General features: G+C 33.3%; 18 protein-coding genes. 4 read left to right on the plus strand and 14 right to left on the minus strand.

Features of this window, described 5'->3' with window-relative positions; translation table 11 throughout:
- The 5 genes from AC13CQ_RS04415 to rsfS form a co-directional block, all read right to left on the minus strand.
- Entirely contained in the window at positions 1–648 is a 648-nt protein-coding gene (locus AC13CQ_RS04415; protein WP_008612253.1) for a phosphatidylserine decarboxylase family protein, read from the minus strand.
- Complete coding sequence (locus tag AC13CQ_RS04420; RefSeq protein WP_008612254.1) at positions 638–1,453, minus strand: phosphatidate cytidylyltransferase; 816 nt, start codon at positions 1,451–1,453, stop codon at positions 638–640. Before AC13CQ_RS04420 ends, AC13CQ_RS04415 begins: the two co-directional genes overlap by 11 nt.
- Positions 1,454–1,498: 45 nt before the next feature.
- The gene (locus AC13CQ_RS04425; RefSeq protein WP_008612256.1) at positions 1,499–2,107 is read right to left on the minus strand and encodes an LUD domain-containing protein; all 609 of its coding nucleotides are present in this window, start codon (positions 2,105–2,107) and stop codon (positions 1,499–1,501) included.
- 120 nt (positions 2,108–2,227) lie between these two features.
- The gene (ftsH, locus tag AC13CQ_RS04430) at positions 2,228–4,192 is read right to left on the minus strand and encodes an ATP-dependent zinc metalloprotease FtsH (protein WP_335588222.1); all 1,965 of its coding nucleotides are present in this window, start codon (positions 4,190–4,192) and stop codon (positions 2,228–2,230) included.
- 110 nt (positions 4,193–4,302) lie between these two features.
- Entirely contained in the window at positions 4,303–4,668 is a 366-nt protein-coding gene (gene rsfS, locus AC13CQ_RS04435; protein WP_008612258.1) for a ribosome silencing factor, read from the minus strand.
- A 91-nt stretch (positions 4,669–4,759) separates the two neighbouring features.
- Here rsfS and AC13CQ_RS04440 point away from each other — a divergent pair, with 91 nt between their 5' ends.
- Positions 4,760–5,491, plus strand: coding sequence for a biotin--[acetyl-CoA-carboxylase] ligase (locus AC13CQ_RS04440; RefSeq protein ID WP_008612259.1), 732 nt, complete (start codon positions 4,760–4,762; stop codon positions 5,489–5,491).
- A gap of 9 nt (positions 5,492–5,500) precedes the next feature.
- Here the strand turns inward: AC13CQ_RS04440 and AC13CQ_RS04445 are convergent, their stop codons facing one another.
- Together AC13CQ_RS04445 and AC13CQ_RS04450 are read right to left on the minus strand one after the other, a co-directional pair.
- The gene (locus AC13CQ_RS04445; RefSeq protein WP_008612260.1) at positions 5,501–6,265 is read right to left on the minus strand and encodes an ABC transporter ATP-binding protein; all 765 of its coding nucleotides are present in this window, start codon (positions 6,263–6,265) and stop codon (positions 5,501–5,503) included.
- Positions 6,265–7,002, minus strand: a complete 738-nt coding sequence (locus AC13CQ_RS04450; protein WP_337901583.1) for an MlaE family ABC transporter permease — start codon at positions 7,000–7,002, stop codon at positions 6,265–6,267. Before AC13CQ_RS04450 ends, AC13CQ_RS04445 begins: the two co-directional genes overlap by 1 nt.
- Before the next feature lie 181 nt (positions 7,003–7,183).
- Here AC13CQ_RS04450 and pafA point away from each other — a divergent pair, with 181 nt between their 5' ends.
- Entirely contained in the window at positions 7,184–8,830 is a 1,647-nt protein-coding gene (pafA, locus tag AC13CQ_RS04455; RefSeq protein WP_456865347.1) for an alkaline phosphatase PafA, read from the plus strand.
- 256 nt (positions 8,831–9,086) lie between these two features.
- On the opposite strand, the gene AC13CQ_RS04460 is transcribed toward pafA, so the two are convergent.
- The 4 genes from AC13CQ_RS04460 to gcvP all read right to left on the minus strand — a co-directional run bounded on the left by AC13CQ_RS04460 (position 9,087) and on the right by gcvP (position 14,669).
- Entirely contained in the window at positions 9,087–9,938 is an 852-nt protein-coding gene (locus AC13CQ_RS04460) for a glycosyltransferase family 2 protein (RefSeq protein ID WP_456865350.1), read from the minus strand.
- A gap of 13 nt (positions 9,939–9,951) precedes the next feature.
- Positions 9,952–10,476 carry a class I SAM-dependent methyltransferase gene (locus AC13CQ_RS04465; protein ID WP_456865353.1) on the minus strand — a complete coding sequence of 175 codons (525 nt, stop codon included), beginning with the start codon at positions 10,474–10,476 and terminating at the stop codon, positions 9,952–9,954.
- Between the two features lie 113 nt (positions 10,477–10,589).
- On the minus strand, positions 10,590–11,645 hold the full coding sequence (locus AC13CQ_RS04470; RefSeq protein ID WP_456865358.1) for a 3-oxoacyl-ACP synthase III family protein: 1,056 nt from the start codon (positions 11,643–11,645) through the stop codon (positions 10,590–10,592).
- A gap of 174 nt (positions 11,646–11,819) precedes the next feature.
- A complete protein-coding gene (gcvP, locus tag AC13CQ_RS04475) occupies positions 11,820–14,669 on the minus strand; it encodes an aminomethyl-transferring glycine dehydrogenase (RefSeq protein WP_456865361.1) in 2,850 nt (949 codons plus the stop codon).
- Between the two features lie 138 nt (positions 14,670–14,807).
- Between gcvP and AC13CQ_RS04480 the strand changes: the two genes are divergently transcribed.
- On the plus strand, positions 14,808–15,620 hold the full coding sequence (locus AC13CQ_RS04480) for a UbiA prenyltransferase family protein (RefSeq protein WP_474506774.1): 813 nt from the start codon (positions 14,808–14,810) through the stop codon (positions 15,618–15,620).
- On the opposite strand, the gene AC13CQ_RS04485 is transcribed toward AC13CQ_RS04480, so the two are convergent.
- Positions 15,611–15,871 carry a hypothetical protein gene (locus AC13CQ_RS04485; RefSeq protein ID WP_008612268.1) on the minus strand — a complete coding sequence of 87 codons (261 nt, stop codon included), beginning with the start codon at positions 15,869–15,871 and terminating at the stop codon, positions 15,611–15,613. The two genes, AC13CQ_RS04480 and AC13CQ_RS04485, sit on opposite strands and share 10 nt — an antisense overlap.
- A complete protein-coding gene (locus AC13CQ_RS04490) occupies positions 15,868–16,428 on the minus strand; it encodes a sigma-70 family RNA polymerase sigma factor (RefSeq protein WP_008612269.1) in 561 nt (186 codons plus the stop codon). The genes AC13CQ_RS04485 and AC13CQ_RS04490 overlap by 4 nt, the downstream gene beginning before the upstream one ends.
- 348 nt (positions 16,429–16,776) lie before the next feature.
- Between AC13CQ_RS04490 and AC13CQ_RS04495 the strand changes: the two genes are divergently transcribed.
- Complete coding sequence (locus AC13CQ_RS04495; RefSeq protein ID WP_474506775.1) at positions 16,777–17,151, plus strand: rhodanese-like domain-containing protein; 375 nt, start codon at positions 16,777–16,779, stop codon at positions 17,149–17,151.
- A 200-nt stretch (positions 17,152–17,351) separates the two neighbouring features.
- On the opposite strand, the gene lysS is transcribed toward AC13CQ_RS04495, so the two are convergent.
- On the minus strand, positions 17,352–19,043 hold the full coding sequence (lysS, locus tag AC13CQ_RS04500) for a lysine--tRNA ligase (protein ID WP_474506776.1): 1,692 nt from the start codon (positions 19,041–19,043) through the stop codon (positions 17,352–17,354).
- Between the last annotated feature and the right edge of the window lie 258 nt (positions 19,044–19,301).

Here is a 19,301-nt window from a genome sequence, read left to right on the forward strand (position 1 = left end):
TTAATTTGCAATTATATCAACACCACCTTTAACTTTTTGGTTTAAAGCTACTTTAATGTCAGTGCCCAAGGGTAAAAATAAATCTACTCTAGAACCAAATTTTATAAATCCTGCATCGGTTCCTTGAACCACTTCGTCTCCTTCTTTTGCATAATTTACAATACGTTTAGCAAGCGCTCCAGCAATTTGTCTGTAAAGAACTTCTCCATAAGAAGCATTCTTAACAACTACAGTAGTTCTTTCATTTTCTTCGGATGCTTTGGGGTGCCATGCAACCAAAAACTTTCCAGGATGGTATTTGCTATATTTTACAATTCCACTTAATGCGTAGCGAGTTACATGAACATTAATAGGGGACATAAATATGGAAACTTGAATTCGTTTGTCTTTAAAATATTCTTTTTCAAATACCTCTTCAATCACCACCACTTTTCCATCTACAGGTGCGATGATATTTTCATCTGTAATTTGTGTTGTGCGTTTAGGATTCCTAAAAAATTGAAGGATCAAAACTAAAATGAAAAGAAAAACAACTTGAATAAGAGTTTTTAGCCAATAAATGTCAATATAAAATTGAGCTATAATAATGGCTGCTGCAACAAGAATAAAGGTAATCGCAATGATTTTATGACCCTCTTTATGAAACATAATGAAAAATTTGAAGTGTTAAATATGCAAATGGAGCAGCAAATATTAAGCTGTCAAGTCTGTCTAATAATCCGCCATGTCCAGGTAAAATAGCGCCGCTATCTTTTACGCCAGCCAAACGTTTAAATTTGGATTCTACTAAGTCTCCAATAGATCCAGTTACCACCACAACAATGGCTAAGATTAACCATTGTTGTAAATTAAGTTCCTCGCTATAGCAATATAAAACATACGCTGCAACTAAGGCAAATAGTAATCCGCCAACAAAACCTTCGATAGTTTTTTTAGGGGAAACACTTGGGAAAAGCTTATTTCTTCCGATACTCTTGCCTACTAAATAAGCAAAAGAATCGTTTACCCATATCAATATAAAAATACCAATTATTAAAGACTTAGCAAAATGCTGAGCTTGGTATGGAATCATGGTTAAAAAGATACATCCTCCACCTATATAACAAAGAGTGATAATAAATTTTTGGGTATTTGAATAATCTAATTTTCGTTTAGAGTAAAGTCGTCCAATTAAAACAATATTAACTGCAATGCAAATAACGAGAAGTATGATTCTAAGTATTTCTTGTTGATCTATTTCGCCTAAGAGATATATAAAAACCCACCAAAAAGCTAAAAAAGCTAGAAAGATATAATAACCACTTAGTCTAATAATTTTTTTGAATTCATAAATACAAGTAATTCCAAAAATTAGAAAGAGGAAATCAAAAGCATCATTACTAAGAAATACTGCTGCTAATAGTAAAAAAACATAGAGAATACCTGTTAAGGCACGTTTAAGAAGTTCTTTCACACAGTTAGGTTTAAGTTGTTTATATTGTTGCTCTTTTAATAAGGATTATAAATCCTCAAGAAGCAGCAAATATAAGTTTTTTGAACTACTTCCGTAAGTAAGAAAATCATTTTCTTCTTTTATGCTAAAGTGCTTAATAGTAGTTATGTTTGTGGGAATCTGATTTTTATTTTTATTCTTAATGCCTCTTAATCCTTCTCCAATTGTGTCTACAAGCTGACTTGTAGTGGCGAAGATTATAAAATTATCAGGTAAATCGTTTAATTTACTTTCTTTTATTTGATTAGAAGAGATAAGAATTGCACCGTTGTCTGCAACTAAATTCTCACAAGGAGATAATAGTAGTGTTGCATTCTGACACGTATTGCTTTTGCTGAAATTATATTTTTGAAATGTAGTGCTTAATTTAGAATCAATGCAACAAACTTGTTCTTGTGTCCAATTATTTTCAGAAAGGATGCTATTAAAACAATCGTAAATTTCTTCAATAGAGTCACAATACAAGAATTTACCACCATTTTTTTTGAAATTGATTGTAAATTTTTCGTCTGTTGGAAGCTTTATTTCTGGCATAAACTTTCCTCTTTGATCAGTTCCTGTACCAGAAGCTTCCTGTTTTTGTTTTGATCCGAAAAGTTTTTTAAATAAGCTCATTCTTAATTTAATGGGGGAGTTATTTTATTGTTTATGCTATTAATATATAAAAGTATGAAATTATTAACTATAACGTAGAAAACGGGGGTAAATTTTATAAACTACCCCCGTTTGTATAAATTAATTTTCTAGTAACTTTTTTTCTGGACCTTCTTCAAGGTCTCTTCCAAAAGGTCTTTTTCCGAAAATTCGTTCTAAATCGTCTTTAAAAATCACCTCTTTCTCAAGCAAGTGTTCTGCTAGCTCTGTTAATTTATCTTTATTGTCTTCTAAAAGTTTTACAGCTCTTACGTATTGAGCTTCAATAATTTTAGAGATTTCTTTATCGATAAGTTGAGCAGTTTCCTCACTATAAGGTTTTGAGAAATTATAGTCTGTTTGTCCGCTTGAATCATAATAAGTTAAATTTCCTATTTTTTCATTCAATCCGTAAATAGTAACCATAGCTCTAGCTTGCTTAGTTACCTTCTCAAGGTCGCTAAGAGCGCCTGTAGAAATTCTGTCGAACATTACTTTTTCTGCAGCTCTTCCTCCTAAAGCGGCACACATTTCGTCTGCCATTTGTTCAGGATGAACAATTAAGCGCTCTTCTGGTAAATACCATGCGGCACCTAAGCTTTGTCCTCTAGGAACAATAGTAACTTTTACAAGGGGAGCGGCGTGTTCTAACATCCAACTAACTGTTGCGTGTCCAGCTTCGTGGAATGCAATAGTTTTTTTCTCGGTTGGAGTAATAATTTTATTTTTCTTTTCTAAACCTCCTACAATTCTATCTACTGCATCTAAGAAAGATTGTTTGTCTACTGCTTTTTTGCCATTTCTAGCAGCAATTAGAGCAGCTTCATTACAAACATTTGCAATATCAGCTCCTGAGAAGCCAGGAGTTTGTTTAGCTAAAAACTCTGGATCTAAAGCTTCAGAAGTTTTAATAGGTCGTAAATGAACTTCAAAAATCTCTTTACGCTCACGAACGTCTGGTAGGTCTACATATATTTGGCGGTCAAAACGACCAGCTCTCATTAATGCTTTATCTAAAATATCTGCACGGTTGGTAGCGGCCAAAACAATTACATTAGTATTGGTTCCAAAACCATCCATTTCGGTTAGCAATTGATTTAGAGTGTTTTCACGCTCATCATTACTACCAGTCATATTATTTTTTCCTCTAGCTCTTCCGATTGCATCAATCTCATCAATAAAGATAATTGCCGGAGATTTATCTTTAGCTTGTTTAAATAAATCACGAACTCTAGAAGCCCCAACTCCTACAAACATTTCCACAAAATCCGAACCAGATAAAGAGAAAAAAGGAACCTTTGCTTCTCCAGCTACTGCTTTTGCTAATAAGGTTTTACCTGTACCAGGAGAACCTACTAATAAAGCACCTTTTGGGATTTTACCTCCTAGCGAAGTATATTTTTCAGGGTTTTTAAGGAAATCTACAATTTCTTGCACTTCCTCTTTTGCACCTTCCAATCCAGCTACGTCTTTAAACGTTACTTTCATATCTGTTTTTTCGTCAAACAAGCGTGCTTTAGATTTTCCAATATTAAATATTTGTCCGCCAGCACCACCTGCGCCTCCACCAGACATTCTTCTCATAAGGAATAACCAGATACCAATTATTAGTACAAATGGTAATAGCGAAAGTAGTAAATCGCCAAAAGCGTTAGATTCTGTATCATATCCTACGGATGTTGATAAGTTATCTTCGGTGATGGTTTTTTTAATATCATTCTCAAAATTCTGAAGATCTCCATAGTTTAATATGTATTGAGGAACTTGAGAAGTAGAGGGGATGATGGATTTATCCGCTGTTTTTTTATGAATCTCTTTATCTTGAGCTTCTTTTGTTAGATAGACTCTTGCCTGTCTAATGTTTGTAATAATTTCAACTTTACTAACATCTCCATCTTTAAGGAATTCTTGCAATTTTGCAGGAGTAATATCTGGGGGTGTTTGCCAGCTACTACCTCCAGAGAAAAACTGTAGACCGATGATGAAAACTAAAATAGCTCCGTAAATCCAGTACGAACTGAATTTAGGTTTTTTAGGGCTTGAATTGTTGTTATTTTCTTTTGCCATTAATTTTTTCTTATTCAACCCAAATATGGGTATTATATTTCGTTAATAACGAAAAATGTTTACTTTTAATTCACCTTAATAATTGTGAAAACTCTAGAAAGCTAAATTGCTTAGTTTGAGATTGCGGTTACTTTTGCGTCTCCCCATAATCCTTCGATATCGTAATATTCTCTTACATGTTTTTGGAAAACATGCACCACTACATTTACATAGTCCATAAGCACCCATTCGGCATTGTCTGTACCTTCTATGTGCCAAGGCTTGTCTTTAATTTCGCGACTAACAATTTTTTGTATGGAATTTACGATGGCATTTACTTGAGTGTTCGAAGTACCATTACAGATTATAAAGTAATCACAAACCGTATTCTCAATATCTCTTAGGTCTAAAATATTTACGTCATTACCCTTAACCTCTTCAATTCCTTTTAAGATAAATGTTATTAATTGATCTGTGCTACTATTCGTTTTTGCCATTAAAAATTTTTATTTTCACAAAGTTATTATTTTTTTAGTTTTTGAACTATTCAAATTAACATAACATTACATATTTAATGTAGTTATTTCTATGAATTTAATCAAACTTGATGCCATCGATTCTACAAATTCTTTTTTAAGACGCTTAGCAGCGCATAAAGAATTGGAAGATTACACTATTGTTACTACCGAAAAACAAAATGAAGGAAGGGGTCAAATGGGGACGCAATGGGTGTCCGAACCGGGGAAAAACCTTACTTTTAGTGTATATAAGAAAATTAATTGCTTGCAAAAAGAGGAGCAATTTTACCTGAGTATGGCTATCTCTTTAGCTATTTATGATGCATTAACTTATTTTGGAATTCCACATTTAAAAATAAAATGGCCTAACGACATTTTGTCAGCAAATAGTAAAATATGCGGTATTTTAATTGAAAGTATCATTAAAAAGGGAGAAATGAGTGCTTCCATTATTGGTATTGGTCTTAATTTGAATCAAACAAACTTTGATGGCGTAACCAATGCTTCTTCTTTAAAATGCTTAACTGGGGTGTTTTATAATAAGGAAGAGGTATTGTTAAAAATAATAGAGCATATTAAAAAATATGAAGAGTGGGTTATTAACCGACAGTTATTTAAAATAAAAGAAACCTTTGAGAGTCAGCTTTTTCGTAAAGATAAACCTTCTACGTTTAAACTTAAAAATGGAGATTTAATAATGGGGTTTATAAAAGGAGTAGCCAATAATGGCTGTTTAATAGTATTATTGGAAGATGAAGTTTTAAAAGAATTTGATTTAAAAGAGTTGAAGTTGCTTTATTAAAAGAAGTTTTTAGTTGTCTTTGATGTAAATTTCTCTCACTTTTTTAAATAAATCAGAGGAATATACAAAACTAGTAACCGCTTCATTATCGGTTCTAAATATTTCTTTATTGGTTCCTTCCCATTCTTTTAACCCATCTTTTAGGAATACAATTTTTTCGCCAATTTCCATAACAGAATTCATGTCATGCGTATTAATTACTGTTGTGATATCAAATTCTTGAGTAATTTCTTGAATTAATTGGTCAATAATAATAGCTGTTTTCGGATCTAAACCAGAATTGGGTTCATCACAAAAAAGATATTTCGGGCGATTTACAATTGCGCGAGCAATAGCAACACGTTTCTGCATTCCACCAGAGATTTCAGAAGGTAATTTTTTGTGTGCATCTATTAATCGTACTCTTTCTAAGACTTCGTCAACACGATCTTTCATTTCATTTCTTGGAAACTTTGAAAACATTCTAAGCGGAAACATTACATTTTCTTCTACCGTCATCGAATCAAAAAGTGCACTTCCTTGAAATACCATGCCCATTTCTTGTCTAAGATCTGTTTTTTGGTCGTCGTCCAATTCAGAATAAATACGGTCATTATAAATAATATTACCTTGATTTGGTTGATGAAGACCTAATAAACATTTCAAAAAAACAGTTTTTCCAGATCCACTTTGCCCGATAATAAGATTTGTTTTTCCCTTATCAAAGCATGTGGAAATCCCTTTTAATACTTCAGTGTCCCCAAAAGATTTATGTACATTCTCTACTTTTATCATTATCCAAGCAACATTTGAGTTAATAAATAATTCGCAATAATAATGGCTACACTGGTCCACACAAAAGAGGAAGTACTCGCTTTTCCTACTTCTAAAGCTCCTCCTTTCATGTAATAACCATAAAACGAAGGGATTGTAGCTAGAATAAAGGCAAAAACAATAGTTTTAATAAAAGCATAAACTACATGGAAAGTATCAAAATCTACTTGTAGACCTCTTATAAATTCGGCACTCGTACTATATCCTCCAAAAACTACAGCCATCCAACCTCCTAAAATCCCCATATACATTGCAATTGCAATTACAAATGGATAGAGTAGCAGTGCTATAATTTTAGGAAACACCAAATAGTTTAAAGAGTTTACCCCCATAACTTCTAGGGCATCAATTTGTTCTGTAACACGCATAGTTCCAATACTGGAAGTAATATAAGAACCTACTTTTCCTGCCATAATTATAGAGGTAAAGGTAGGTGCAAACTCTAGAATAACCGATTGCCGAGTTGTAAAACCAATAAGATATTTAGGAATTAAAGGGTTGTCTATATTTAAAGCTGTTTGTATTGCAACAACACCTCCAATGAAGAACGAAATAAAAATTATAATACCTAAAGACCCATAAATTAAATCGTCAATCTCTTTATAAATAAGTCTTTTAAGGATGCTCCACTTTGTAGGTCTGCTAAAAACTTCTTTTAGCATTATAAAATACCGACCAATATTTTCAAGGTATATCATGTATCAATTATCGAACAGCTAAAGTAAAAAAATAAAATCACATCTCTTTTAACCTACATTTAAAGTTCTAAAAAAATTAAATGAGTAATTTTGGCAAAATAGATATTTTATGCAAAGTTACAAAGCTTAAAAAAGGCTATAAAATATGCTATTAAATTAAAGATATAATTTATATAGACACATGAAAAACACCTATTTATTCGGGTTACTATTTTTTAGTTTCGTTACGTTACAAGCACAAAAAAAATCAGAAGATCAACCTTTTACAAAACCAAAAGTGGTTGTAGGAATTGTTGTTGATCAAATGCGTTATGATTATTTAAATCGTTTTTGGGATAAATATCAGGATGGCGGTTTTAAAAGAATGATAAATGAGGGATTTAATTGTAAGAATAATCATTTTAATTACATTCCTACTAAAACTGCGGCAGGACATGCCTCTGTTTATACAGGGTCAACACCAAAAACGCATGGAATTATAGGGAACGATTGGTATGATAAAAACGAAGACAGGTCGGTTTACTGTACGGAAGATGCTACCGTAAATTCTTTAGGAACAGTTACCGATGCTGGTAAAATGTCTCCGCGTAGAATGTTGTCTAGCACCATGACAGACCAATTGAAGTTAGCAACTGCTTCTAAAGGAAAAGTTATAGGAGTTTCTTTAAAAGATAGAGGTTCTATACTACCTGCTGGTCATGCTGCGGATGCTGCTTATTGGTTTCAAGGAAAAGAGGAAGGACATTGGGTAACTAGTACTTATTATATGGAGGAGCTCCCAAAATGGGTTGAGAAATTTAATAAGTCTAAGGCTGCCGAGAACTATAAAAAAGCTTGGAAGCCACTTTACGATATAGATACTTATACCGAAAGTATTGAGGACGACAATATATATGAAGGTGCTTTTTCAGGAGAAAAAACGCCCACTTTTCCACATGATTTACCTAAGATTTGGAATGAAAATGGAAAATTTGACTTGTTAAAAGGTGTTCCTTTCGGGAATTCTTTAACAGTAGATTTTGCAGAAGCAGCAATTGAAGGGGAAGATATAGGGAAAGATAATATTACAGATTTTATTGCAATAAGTTTCTCTGCTACCGATTATGTAGGACACCGTTTTGGGGTAAGCGCTAAAGAAACTGAAGATACATATTTGAGATTGGATCAAGATTTAGCACGTCTTTTTACTTATTTGGATAAAGAAGTAGGGAAAGGCGAGTATACCGTATTTCTAACAGCAGATCATGCGGCTGTAGAAGTACCAAGTTATTTGGAAAGTATGGAAATTCCAGGAGGGTATTTTAGTAAAAAGGAGTTTTTCGATCCGCTTAACGCTTTTCTAAAAGCAAAATTTGGAAGTGATAAATTGATAAAGAATTTCTCTAATGAACAGTTGTTTTTAGATCAAGATGTTGTTAAAGCACTAGGTGTTAGCGCTACAGAAATTGAAGAAGCAATTGTTAACGAGGTTAAGAATTACGAGAATGTTGCAGAAGCATATACAGGGACTGCCATGAGAAATCAAGAATTTACCAAAGGTTTGGCAAGTAATTTACAAATGGGTTACAATTTTAATAGATCTGGAGATGTATTACTTGTTTTAAGTCCGGGGTATATTCCTTCGTCTTCCCGTACAGGAACTACACACGGGTCGGGTTATGCCTACGATACGCACACTCCATTGTTGTTTTTTGGTAAAGGAATTAACCATGGTGAAACAGTAAAACGCACTGAAATTCCAGATATAGCAAACACTATTTGTTCGTTATTGGGAATTGCATTTCCAAGTGGAAAAAGTGGAGAACCAATTCAAGAAGTTATAAAATAGTTTTTAGGAGCTATTTCCCGCTTTTTGCTATATCTTTTTTATGAAAAATAAAAAAGGATGTCGCTTCAATCGGGGCTAAAGTATAGAAACTCCAAGGGTTTAAATGCCTTTGGAGTTTTTTTAATCCTTTATAAAGAGGCTGATTTCCTAAAGCCTGTTCTGAGTTTATCAAAGGGCTCTGTGTCGAAATGAATTAAAATTGTTTCTTTTGAATATTTCGAGGTTTACTCCGAGGTAGTTATTTCTTAATGAGAATTTAAAAAAGTTTTTTCTTAATGTTTTTTATGCGGTAATCTCTTATAAAAGCACCTTCTTTTTCAGAAACAATAAAAGGAGTTTTGTTCTTTTTCGCATCAAAAAAGCCCTTCATATTGTCAATAAAAGTTTGTGACTTTTTTTGTTTAAGAGCCATTTTTATGGAAGCTATTGCGGTAATAAAAAAACCATAGCGCATGGTATACATGGCTTTTCCTTGTAGCAATTTTGCTTTTTTATTGTAAGATTTCCCTGTAGGGCGTAGGTGTTTTACTTTTAAATTACTATCTGTAAAAATAGCAAACCCATGGTGTTTTGCTAGCAATTCATCTACAGTATCCCAGCCCATTGCGCATTTTAAATATCCTATAGCATTAAAGCAAGATTTTGTATACGCTTTAAAAGCTCCCCGAACATGATTTTTATCCATAGGGTGGTTTAATTTCCATGTTCCATTATCATCCTTTTCATACACAAATCCTCCAGCAATTCCTATGTTTTCTTGTTCTCTGAATATGGTAGCTATTCTTTCAAAATAATTCTCTGGTAGAATGAGGTCGGCGTCCAATTTTACTATAAAATCATAAGATTCATCCAATAACAAAAAACCTTTATTAAAAGCATTAATAACTTTGCTTCCAGGCATGTGTTCGGAAGTAGAGGTGGTGTTTAATTTTTCAATAAAAGGATATTCCGTAGCAAAAGAATTGATAATAGCTTCGGTGTTATCTGTAGAATTATCATTCACTACAATAACTTTTTTAGGAAGTAGGGTTTGTGTTACCAAACTATTTAAAGTGAGCTTTATAAACGCTTCTTCATTGTGCGCAGGGATAACAACGTAATAATCCATAGAAAGATTTTAGTTATTTTTTTCTTTCAGCATATACAATATAATACCTATTTGTAAAGTAGCGTAGTAAGGGTCTAAACCCTATTTTTTTTACGGGATTAGTCCATTTATCTCGTTTTTTAATCTCCCATCCTGCTTTTTCTAAAAGCCAATCAAACTGCCAGTCTTCAAATTCATGGTAATGTCTATCCCACATATCGGTTTTACTGCGGTAAGCAGGAGAAAACCATAAACGTAAGGGAACGGATGCTACTAATTTAGCTGCTTTTATATTCTTTAAAACATTGTATGGTGCAATTAAATGCTCAAAAATTTCGAAGGCAGTTACCACTTCTGCATCGCTATTTACTACATTAGTAAAATCTGTATCTAAATCCTCTCCCTTTGTATTTTTTATAACGTAACCCCGTTGTTGCATTAAATCGCTAAACGGATTAGCAACCCCTAAGTCGAGAATACTAGCAGGTTTAGGAACGGAGGATTCTAAAAATTCTATAGTTTTTTTATAGCGTTTATTCGGGAAATTATTTTCGTACATTCTATTGCTTTGCTTTAGGTTTTTAGACATAATCACCTATACTCCTGCAAATATAGTAATCCGTTTTAATACATCTATTGTTTGGTAATTTATAACTAAAGGCTATTAGTTACTTAAATTTTATAGGTAATTGCATTGATATTCATTCCTGCTCCAACACTGGCAAACATTACAATATCCCCAGTATTAACTTCTTGATTTTCTATCATTCCCTTTTTTACAGAATCGAATAAGGTAGGAATTGTAGCTACAGAACTATTTCCTAGTTCATGGATATTCATGGGCATTATGCCTTCAGGAATCGTTTTGTTATAGAGTCTGTAAAAACGTTTTAAGATAGCTTCATCCATTTTTTCATTTGCCTGATGAATAAATATTTTCTTAACGTCTTCAATAGCTGTGTTGCTTTGGTCTAAACAATCTTTCATTGCTTGAGGAACGTGAGTTACGGCAAATTCATAAATTTTTCTACCATACATTTTTATATATTTTGTACTATCGGCAGTTTGATTGTATGATTTTCCGAAGAATAAATAATCGGCTTCATTATAGGCATAGGTGGCAGAAAGATGGGAGAGAATTCCGGTGTTATTAGGAGTGGCTTCTAGAATGGTAGCTCCAGCACCATCAGAATAAATCATAGAATCCCGGTCGTGTATATCAATTACTCTAGAGAGTGTTTCTGCTCCAATAACCAGACATTTTTTTGCCATTCCTGCTTTTATAAATGCTTGCGCTTGTACTACGCCTTCAATCCAGCCAGGGCAACCAAAAAGTACATCATAGGCTACGCATCTAGGGTTTTTTATCTTTAGGGATTGCTTTACTCGAGATGCAATACTTGGTACAGCATCGCTTTGTGTAGTGCCATGCTTTATATCTCCAAAATTATGAGCTACAATAATATAATCAATCGTTTCTTTATCGGTTTTTGCATCTTCGATAGCTTTTTCGGCAGCAAAAAATGCAATATCGGAGGTTGCATAATTGTCTTTTACATACCTTCTATTCTCAATACCTGTAATGGCTTTGAATTTTTCAATAATCACTTCATTTGAATAATTAATAGGACTTCCGTCGGTATTTAAAAATTCAAATTTTGAAAACGAGCTATTTGTCGTCACTTGGGTAGGAATATAACATCCAGTTCCAGTAATCTTTACATTCATTGAGAATCAGTTTTATCAAATATACAATGTATTAACATAAGATACTATGCATGCATAATTTATTTTACGATGTTCATTAGACTTAAAGGTATTGAAATATTGTTTTTTATAACAAAAAAAAGCCTTTCAAATAAATGAAAGGCCTTCTGAATGTATAATGTTTATGGGCTTTTTCTATGCCTCAATATAATCTTCAATAGGAGCACATGTACACATTAAATTACGATCTCCATAGGCTTCATCAACACGTCTAACGGTTGGCCAGAATTTATTATCGGTAATATAATCTATTGGAAATGCTGCTTCTTCTCTTGAATAAGGGAAATCCCATTCTGAGGCAGTTAGCATTTTTAATGTGTGCGGTGCATTTTTTAAAACGTTATTTGTTTCTCCTTCTTCTAGTGCTTCAATTTCTTTTGTAATAGAAATTAAGGCGTCACAAAAACGATCTAATTCTGCTAGGTTCTCACTTTCTGTAGGCTCAATCATCATTGTTCCTGCTACAGGGAATGATACTGTAGGTGCGTGGAAACCATAATCAATAAGTCTCTTTGCAATATCAGTTACTTCTACTCCTTTTGCTTTAAAAGGGCGACAATCGATAATCATTTCGTGTGCTGCTCTCCCTTTTTCTCCCGTATAAAGTACATCAAAAGAACCGCTTAATCGATTCTTAATATAGTTTGCATTTAAAATTGCCATACTAGTAGCTTGTTTTAAACCTTTAGCTCCTAACATTTTTATATATCCGTAGGAAATTAAACAAACTAATGAGCTTCCCCATGGGGCTGCTGAAATTGCATCAATAGCATTTTCTCCGCCAGTTTTGATTACTGGATTTGAAGGTAAAAACTGAACTAAATGTTCTGCAACACAAATAGGACCAACTCCAGGACCACCACCACCGTGAGGAATGGCAAATGTTTTATGAAGATTTAAGTGGCATACATCTGCGCCAATTGTTGCAGGATTTGTTAAACCTACTTGTGCATTCATGTTGGCACCATCCATATATACTTGTCCGCCGTTATCGTGGATAAGTTGTGTTATTTCTTTAATAGAGGATTCAAAAACTCCGTGCGTAGAAGGGTATGTTACCATTAAAGCAGCAAGTTCTTCTTTATGCTTTTCAGCTTTTTCACGTAAATCTTCAATATCAATATTTCCTTTTTCATCTGTTTTAGTTACTACTACTTTCATTCCTGCTAAAACTGCAGATGCCGGATTAGTACCGTGTGCAGATGCTGGAATTAAACAGATGTTTCTATGCTCTTGGTTACGCGATTTATGATAAGCCCGAATTACTAAAAGTCCGGCATATTCCCCTTGAGCTCCAGAGTTAGGTTGTAGTGAAGTTCCTGTAAAACCTGTTATTACATTTAATTGCTCCTCTAGAGTTTTTAAAACTTCTTGATAACCTTGCGCTTGCTCTATAGGTACAAATGGATGGATATTTCCCCACTCATCCCAACTTATAGGAAGCATTTCTGAAGCAGCATTTAGCTTCATGGTACAAGAACCTAAGGAAATCATAGAGTGATTTAAAGCTAAATCTTTACGCTCTAATTTTTTAATGTAACGCATCAAAGCAGTTTCTGAATGATACGAGTTGAATACTTCATTCTCTAAAAACGGAGAAACACGAGTACTTCCGTTAAGAATACTAGAGTTTTCAACTAAATGATCAATCTTAACAGTATTTTTTCCTGCTGCATCAGCAAAAATTTGAACTATTCTATTTAAATCGTTAAGCGTAGTAGCTTCGTTTAATGAAATAGCAACTTTATCGCCATCAACATATAAAAAGTTTACGTTTTCTAATTCAGCAATTGGTTTTACATGATGCCCATCTGCTTTTATTAAAATAGTATCAAAGTACGATTCGTTTAATTGCTCATACCCTAAACTTGATAAAGCGTTAGAGAGTGTAATAGTTGAATTATGGACTTTATCTGCAATATATTTTAATCCTTTTGGTCCGTGGTAAACAGCATACATTCCAGCCATAACAGCTAGTAAAACTTGTGCTGTACAAATGTTAGATGTTGCTTTGTCTCTTTTAATATGTTGCTCTCTAGTTTGGAGCGCCATACGTAAAGCACGGTTTCCATCGGTATCTTTAGTAACTCCAATAATTCTACCTGGAATGTTACGTTTGTATGCTTCTTTTGTTGCAAAAAAAGCAGCGTGTGGACCACCATAGCCTAACGGAATACCAAAACGTTGCGTTGTTCCAACAACAACTTCTGCTCCGAATTCTCCTGGAGGGGTTAAGTTTACCAAACTTAAAATATCTGCTGCAAAGGCTACTTTTATGTTATTGTTATTTGCTTTTGAAACAAATTCGGAATAATTAAAAACAGCTCCATGTTTTCCTGGGTATTGTAAAAAAGCTCCAAAAAATTCTTCTGAAAAATCAAAAGAAGTATGGTTGCCTACAACTAATTCTATTTCTAATGGCGTGGCATGAGATTTTAAAACAGAAAGCGTTTGAGGTAAAATTTCATCAGAAACAAAGAACTTATTTATTTCCTTTTTTTTCTGATCTCTACTTCTCGCACCAAATAACATCGACATGGCTTCTGCTGCAGCCGTTCCTTCATCTAATAAAGAAGCATTTGCTAATTCCATTCCAGTAAGATCGCATATCATAGTTTGGAAGTTTAATAAGGCTTCCAATCTACCTTGAGCAATTTCTGCTTGGTAAGGTGTGTATGCAGTATACCAGCCTGGATTTTCAAGAATATTTCTCTTGATAACAGATGGCGTAATTGACTCATGGTAACCAAGGCCAATGTATGTTTTAAATACTTTATTTTTAGTTGCCAGTTGTTTTAGATGCGCTAAATACTCATACTCTGTCATTGCTTCCGGAAGGTTTAAGTCCGACTTTAATCGGATACCATCTGGAAATGTCTCATACAGGAGCTCATCCATATTTTTAACACCAACTGTTTTGAACATAGTGTTTAAATCATCTTCTTGGGGGCCAATATGGCGGGTAACAAAAGAATCTGTTTTCATTATAACCGTCTAAAAATGTTTTAATTTGCGCAAAAGTACATATTATATTGGTTTAAAAAAGTACTTTTAAAACGGCTTTAACGAAAGTTTATAAACAGACTGTTAACTAAACCCTTTTTATATAGTTATTTTGTTGATATGAAACTACTTAAACAGGTTTTTGATTTTTATTTGGACTCAAGTATTCATGTGGCTTTGGCGGTTTATGCATTAGCTAGAATAACAATGTATAATTTTAATATACCTTATGATGAGGTTATAGCTTTAGCACTTTTTTTTGGTACCATTGTAGAGTATAGTTTTATAAAGTATAGTCCGCTTGCAAAACATTATGTTTTTGTGACCGAAAAATACATTAGAACTATTCAAATATTTAGTGGTGTTTGTTTTTTAGTAGCAATGTATTATGTTTTTCAGTTGAATTATAAAACACTCATTGCTGCTTCTGTGTTGGTGATTTTAGCTTTTTTATATGTGGTTCCAGCAATTTCAAGAGAAAGAAATTTTAGAAGTTTAAAAGGGGTGAAAATTTATATTGTAGGGATTACATGGTCTGTATCTACAGTTGTTTTACCTCTTTTAAATAATGAAGTAGCTATTTCTACGGATGCGTATTTAGAGTTGCTTCAGCGTTTTGTATTTATTATAGTGCTAATGATTCCTTTTGAGATTAGAGATTTAAAAACCGATGAAGATTGGTTGAGAACCCTCCCTCAGGTATTGGGCGTTAAGGGGGTGAAAATTTTAGGAATAATTTTAATAGTTGCTTTTTGTGGACTTAGCTATTTAATGAAGGATATGTCTAGCAAAAGTCATTTAATAGAAATTATAATAAGCTTTTTACTACTTTTTGCAGTGTTATTTTCAAAAAAAGAACAGGCATCTTACTATTCTAGTTTTTTTGTGGAAAGTATTTCAATTGTATGGTGGTTACTCCTTATTTATGCTTGAGATTGAGAAGTATTTATTTTTTCCTTCATCTCATTTTTTTTCTGTGTATCCAAAGTTTTAATTTCAGCTTCCTGGCAAAGTTTAGTTAAGTTAACATTACGTTTGCTGTAGGACTTTGTAGCCTTACACCATAAAATGCGTAAATTTAATTTTAACTTCTCTAAAAATGTAGCCTCACCATATTGCATTTTATCGCAAATGTGTTTTGCTTCTTCACAAGATATAAGAAGATTATTTTTTTTAGTACTCATTTTTTAAACCAATTATTTTCTAAACAGTCCATTAAATTTGTTCTTGCTCGATGAACTATTACCCATAAATTAGACGCAGAGATATTTAATTCTTTACAAATATCTTCTGTATCCATGCCTTGAATTGTTTTTTTTATAAAAACATCTGCCTGTTTTTTAGGGAGTTTCATTAAGCATTCTTGTATTGCCATTCCTAACTCCTTATTTTGTAAAGCGTCTTCAGCATTAATATCAAAAGGGTCTGCAACAGTGTCCTCAAGCCAATCGCCTTCTTGATCTTCACGATTGGAATAGCCCATTTTAACTTCAGCTTTTCCTTTAGTAGAATTTATTTTTCGATAATGATCAATAATTTTTCTTTTAAGAATAGAAATGAGCCAAGTACGCTCGGCGGCCTCACCTTTGAAGTTTTTAGCAGATTTTAATCCTGCCAAAAAGGTTTCTTGTACCAAATCTTCAGCAACAATAGTGTCGTTCACTCGTGTTATGGTGTAATTATAAAGATAGTCGGCATATTCGTCTACCCACTTCGAAGGATCTAGTTTGTTTTTAGGCACGCTAAATTTAATTTACTTCAAAAATAGGATAAAAACTTTAATAAACACTTTTGTGGATTTACATTTTAAATTTTAACCACAATACACGGATGTATCATTCCTTAACGATTAAAGAAACAAGACTGCTTCGATATAAGGGAAAAGACTAAATTTTAACTTTTATAAAATAAGTAGTTTAATAAATTTCTATTTACTTTTATCGGGGAACAATCAAAAAAAACATTTGTGAATTTGTGGCAAACAGAATTTCAGGATGCATACAAACTATGTACTTTTAAATTTAGTTGCTCAGTGGAGGGATTATTTTGATGTTTCATATAGTCATTAAAAACAATTTAAAATAAGCACATGAAAAAAGAATTTTTATTTTTTTTATTGATGATACTCGTTCAGGTTGCTTACGGACAAGTAAAGAACAAAAGTATTATTGAGTTTAAAGAGGTTGCTTCTGAAGGTTTTGTATTAATAGACGTAAGAACGCCAGAAGAGTACGCACAAGGATTTATAGGTGGAGCAATAAATATGGATATGAAAAATGAAAGTTTTGTTTCTAATATTCAGCAAATAGATAAAAATAAAAAAGTATATCTCTATTGTAAAGCAGGCGGGAGAAGTGCCAAAGCTTCTAAAGTTTTAGATTCTTTAGGCTATAAAAATATTATTAATCTTGAGGGTGGATTTGATGCTTGGAAAGAGGAAGGAAATGTATTTGTAGAACAGTAAAGGGTATTTTATATAAAAATAAAGAGGGTGTGTATATAAAATAAAGAGGGTGTGTATAAAGTATTGTGCTATTATTTTGTCAGTCTGAGCTTGTCGAAGACAGTTTGCGCCTAGGAGCATATAAACTTCGATAAGCTCAGTTTGACAACTTCAAAATACTTTATACACACCCTCTTTTTAGTGTTTTGTTAAGAGTTTATTTATAAGACTTCACAAAACAAGTTGTCATCGGTTTTAGAAACCTTAACTACTTTGTGTTTTGTAAGTCCTTTTATGGTTTTGTCCCATTTTTTATTACTCAATCCAGATTGCTCTTTTAGATCGTTAAGAGGCATTTTAGTTTCTTTTTTCAGTAAATCAAAAACTAATTTTTCATCTTCACTCAAAGCTACTTCTGCTTTTTTCTCTGGACGCATTTGTGGGAAGAAAAGCACTTCTTGGATAGAAGAGTTGTTGGTTAAAAGCATAACCAAACGGTCTATTCCAATCCCGATTCCAGATGTTGGAGGCATTCCGTATTCCAATGCACGTAGAAAATCTTGATCTATAAACATTGCCTCGTCATCTCCTTTTTCAGAAAGTTTTAATTGCTCTTCAAAACGCTCTCTTTGATCTATTGGATCGTTTAACTCTGAATATGCATTAGCTAATTCTTTCCCGTTTACCATTAATTCAAAACGTTCTGTTAAAGCAGGATTGCTTCGGTGTTCTTTGGTAAGCGGACTCATCTCTTTTGGGTAGTCGGTAATAAATGTTGGCTGGATGTAATTGTGTTCGCATTTTTCGCCAAAAATCTCATCTATTAATTTCCCAATTCCCATAGTCTCATCCACAGGAATATCAAGTTTTGTACATACCTCTCGAAGCTCTTCTTCATTCATTCCAGCTACATCAAAACCAGTATGGTCTTTAATAGCTTGTAAAATTGGAACACGAGGGTAGGGTGCTTTAAAATTAATTTCGTTAGCGCCTACTTTGGCAATAGCAGTTCCATTGGCATCGGTAGCAACTTTCTCAAGTAACTCTTCTGTCATGTTCATCATCCAGTTGTAGTCTTTGTAAGAAACATATAATTCCATTACAGTAAACTCTGGGTTGTGAGTTTTATCCATCCCTTCGTTACGGAAATCTTTTGCAAACTCATAAACCCCATCAAAGCCACCAACAATAAGTCTTTTTAAATACAGCTCATTGGCAACACGTAAATAAAGAGGAATGTTTAAAGCGTTGTGGTGTGTAACAAAAGGTCTAGCGGTAGCCCCTCCAGGAATTGATTGTAAGATTGGAGTTTCTACTTCTATATAATCTCGCGAATTAAAAAACTCACGCATACTTGTTGTGATTTTTGTACGCTTTAAAAAAGTTTCTTTTACATGCGGATTTACAATTAAATCTACATAACGTTGACGGTAGCGAAGCTCTGGGTCATTAAATTCATCAAATACTTTTCCTTCACTATCAACTTTAGGTAAAGGTAATGGGCGTAACGATTTATTTAAAACCGTAAAGTTTTTAACCATAACGGTCATTTCTCCTACTTGCGTTTTAAATAGTGTCCCTTCAATACCAATAATATCACCAATGTCGAGTAATTTTTTGTAAACATCGTTGTACAATGTTTTGTCTTCTCCTTGGCAAATTTCATCTCTATTAAAGTACAATTGAATACGACCTTCAGAGTCTTGTAATTCGGCAAAAGAAGCTTTTCCTTGAATACGTCTACTCATTAAACGCCCCGCAAGTACCACCTTTTTATCTTCTTCAAAATTCTGTTTGACCTTTTTAGAAGTGTGGTCTACCGGATATAAATCGGCAGGATATGGGTTAATGCCTAATTCTCGTAGCTTTCCAAGCTTTTCTCTTCGAATAATTTCCTGTTCTGAAAGTTGCATAATTTATGTTGTCATTTTAAGCCTGCAAAGATAGGGAGTATTTAACAATCTATCAATCAATTTATACTATTTGGGCGGGTTGCTTATCGCAACCGCACTTTCCGCAGTACATGGTACTTTGCTTCAATTGCTCCCGCAAGGCTTTAGTTATGTTCAAATTTATATTTCTTTAGAACGGATGTAACAAAATCAATAGTTGTGCGTCGTATAAGTAAGAAGAATATAATTGTCATCTTATATTTGCCCTGCTTTTGGGAT

The sequence above is a fragment of the Galbibacter sp. L-19 genome (genome assembly GCF_056857615.1).

Bases quoted from the DNA above. Each gene is read 5' to 3' on its own strand.
- AC13CQ_RS04415 (WP_008612253.1), bottom strand. From the start codon at position 648: ATGTTTCATAAAGAGGGTCATAAAATCATTGCGATTACCTTTATTCTT.
- AC13CQ_RS04425 (WP_008612256.1), bottom strand. From the start codon at position 2,107: ATGAGCTTATTTAAAAAACTTTTCGGATCAAAACAAAAACAGGAAGCT.
- ftsH (WP_335588222.1), bottom strand. From the start codon at position 4,192: ATGGCAAAAGAAAATAACAACAATTCAAGCCCTAAAAAACCTAAATTC.
- rsfS (WP_008612258.1), bottom strand. From the start codon at position 4,668: ATGGCAAAAACGAATAGTAGCACAGATCAATTAATAACATTTATCTTA.
- AC13CQ_RS04440 (WP_008612259.1), top strand. From the start codon at position 4,760: ATGAATTTAATCAAACTTGATGCCATCGATTCTACAAATTCTTTTTTA.
- AC13CQ_RS04445 (WP_008612260.1), bottom strand. From the start codon at position 6,265: ATGATAAAAGTAGAGAATGTACATAAATCTTTTGGGGACACTGAAGTA.
- AC13CQ_RS04450 (WP_337901583.1), bottom strand. From the start codon at position 7,002: ATGATATACCTTGAAAATATTGGTCGGTATTTTATAATGCTAAAAGAA.
- pafA (WP_456865347.1), top strand. From the start codon at position 7,184: ATGAAAAACACCTATTTATTCGGGTTACTATTTTTTAGTTTCGTTACG.
- AC13CQ_RS04460 (WP_456865350.1), bottom strand. From the start codon at position 9,938: ATGGATTATTACGTTGTTATCCCTGCGCACAATGAAGAAGCGTTTATA.
- AC13CQ_RS04465 (WP_456865353.1), bottom strand. From the start codon at position 10,476: ATGTACGAAAATAATTTCCCGAATAAACGCTATAAAAAAACTATAGAA.
- AC13CQ_RS04470 (WP_456865358.1), bottom strand. From the start codon at position 11,645: ATGAATGTAAAGATTACTGGAACTGGATGTTATATTCCTACCCAAGTG.
- gcvP (WP_456865361.1), bottom strand. From the start codon at position 14,669: ATGAAAACAGATTCTTTTGTTACCCGCCATATTGGCCCCCAAGAAGAT.
- AC13CQ_RS04480 (WP_474506774.1), top strand. From the start codon at position 14,808: ATGAAACTACTTAAACAGGTTTTTGATTTTTATTTGGACTCAAGTATT.
- AC13CQ_RS04485 (WP_008612268.1), bottom strand. From the start codon at position 15,871: ATGAGTACTAAAAAAAATAATCTTCTTATATCTTGTGAAGAAGCAAAA.
- AC13CQ_RS04495 (WP_474506775.1), top strand. From the start codon at position 16,777: ATGAAAAAAGAATTTTTATTTTTTTTATTGATGATACTCGTTCAGGTT.
- lysS (WP_474506776.1), bottom strand. From the start codon at position 19,043: ATGCAACTTTCAGAACAGGAAATTATTCGAAGAGAAAAGCTTGGAAAG.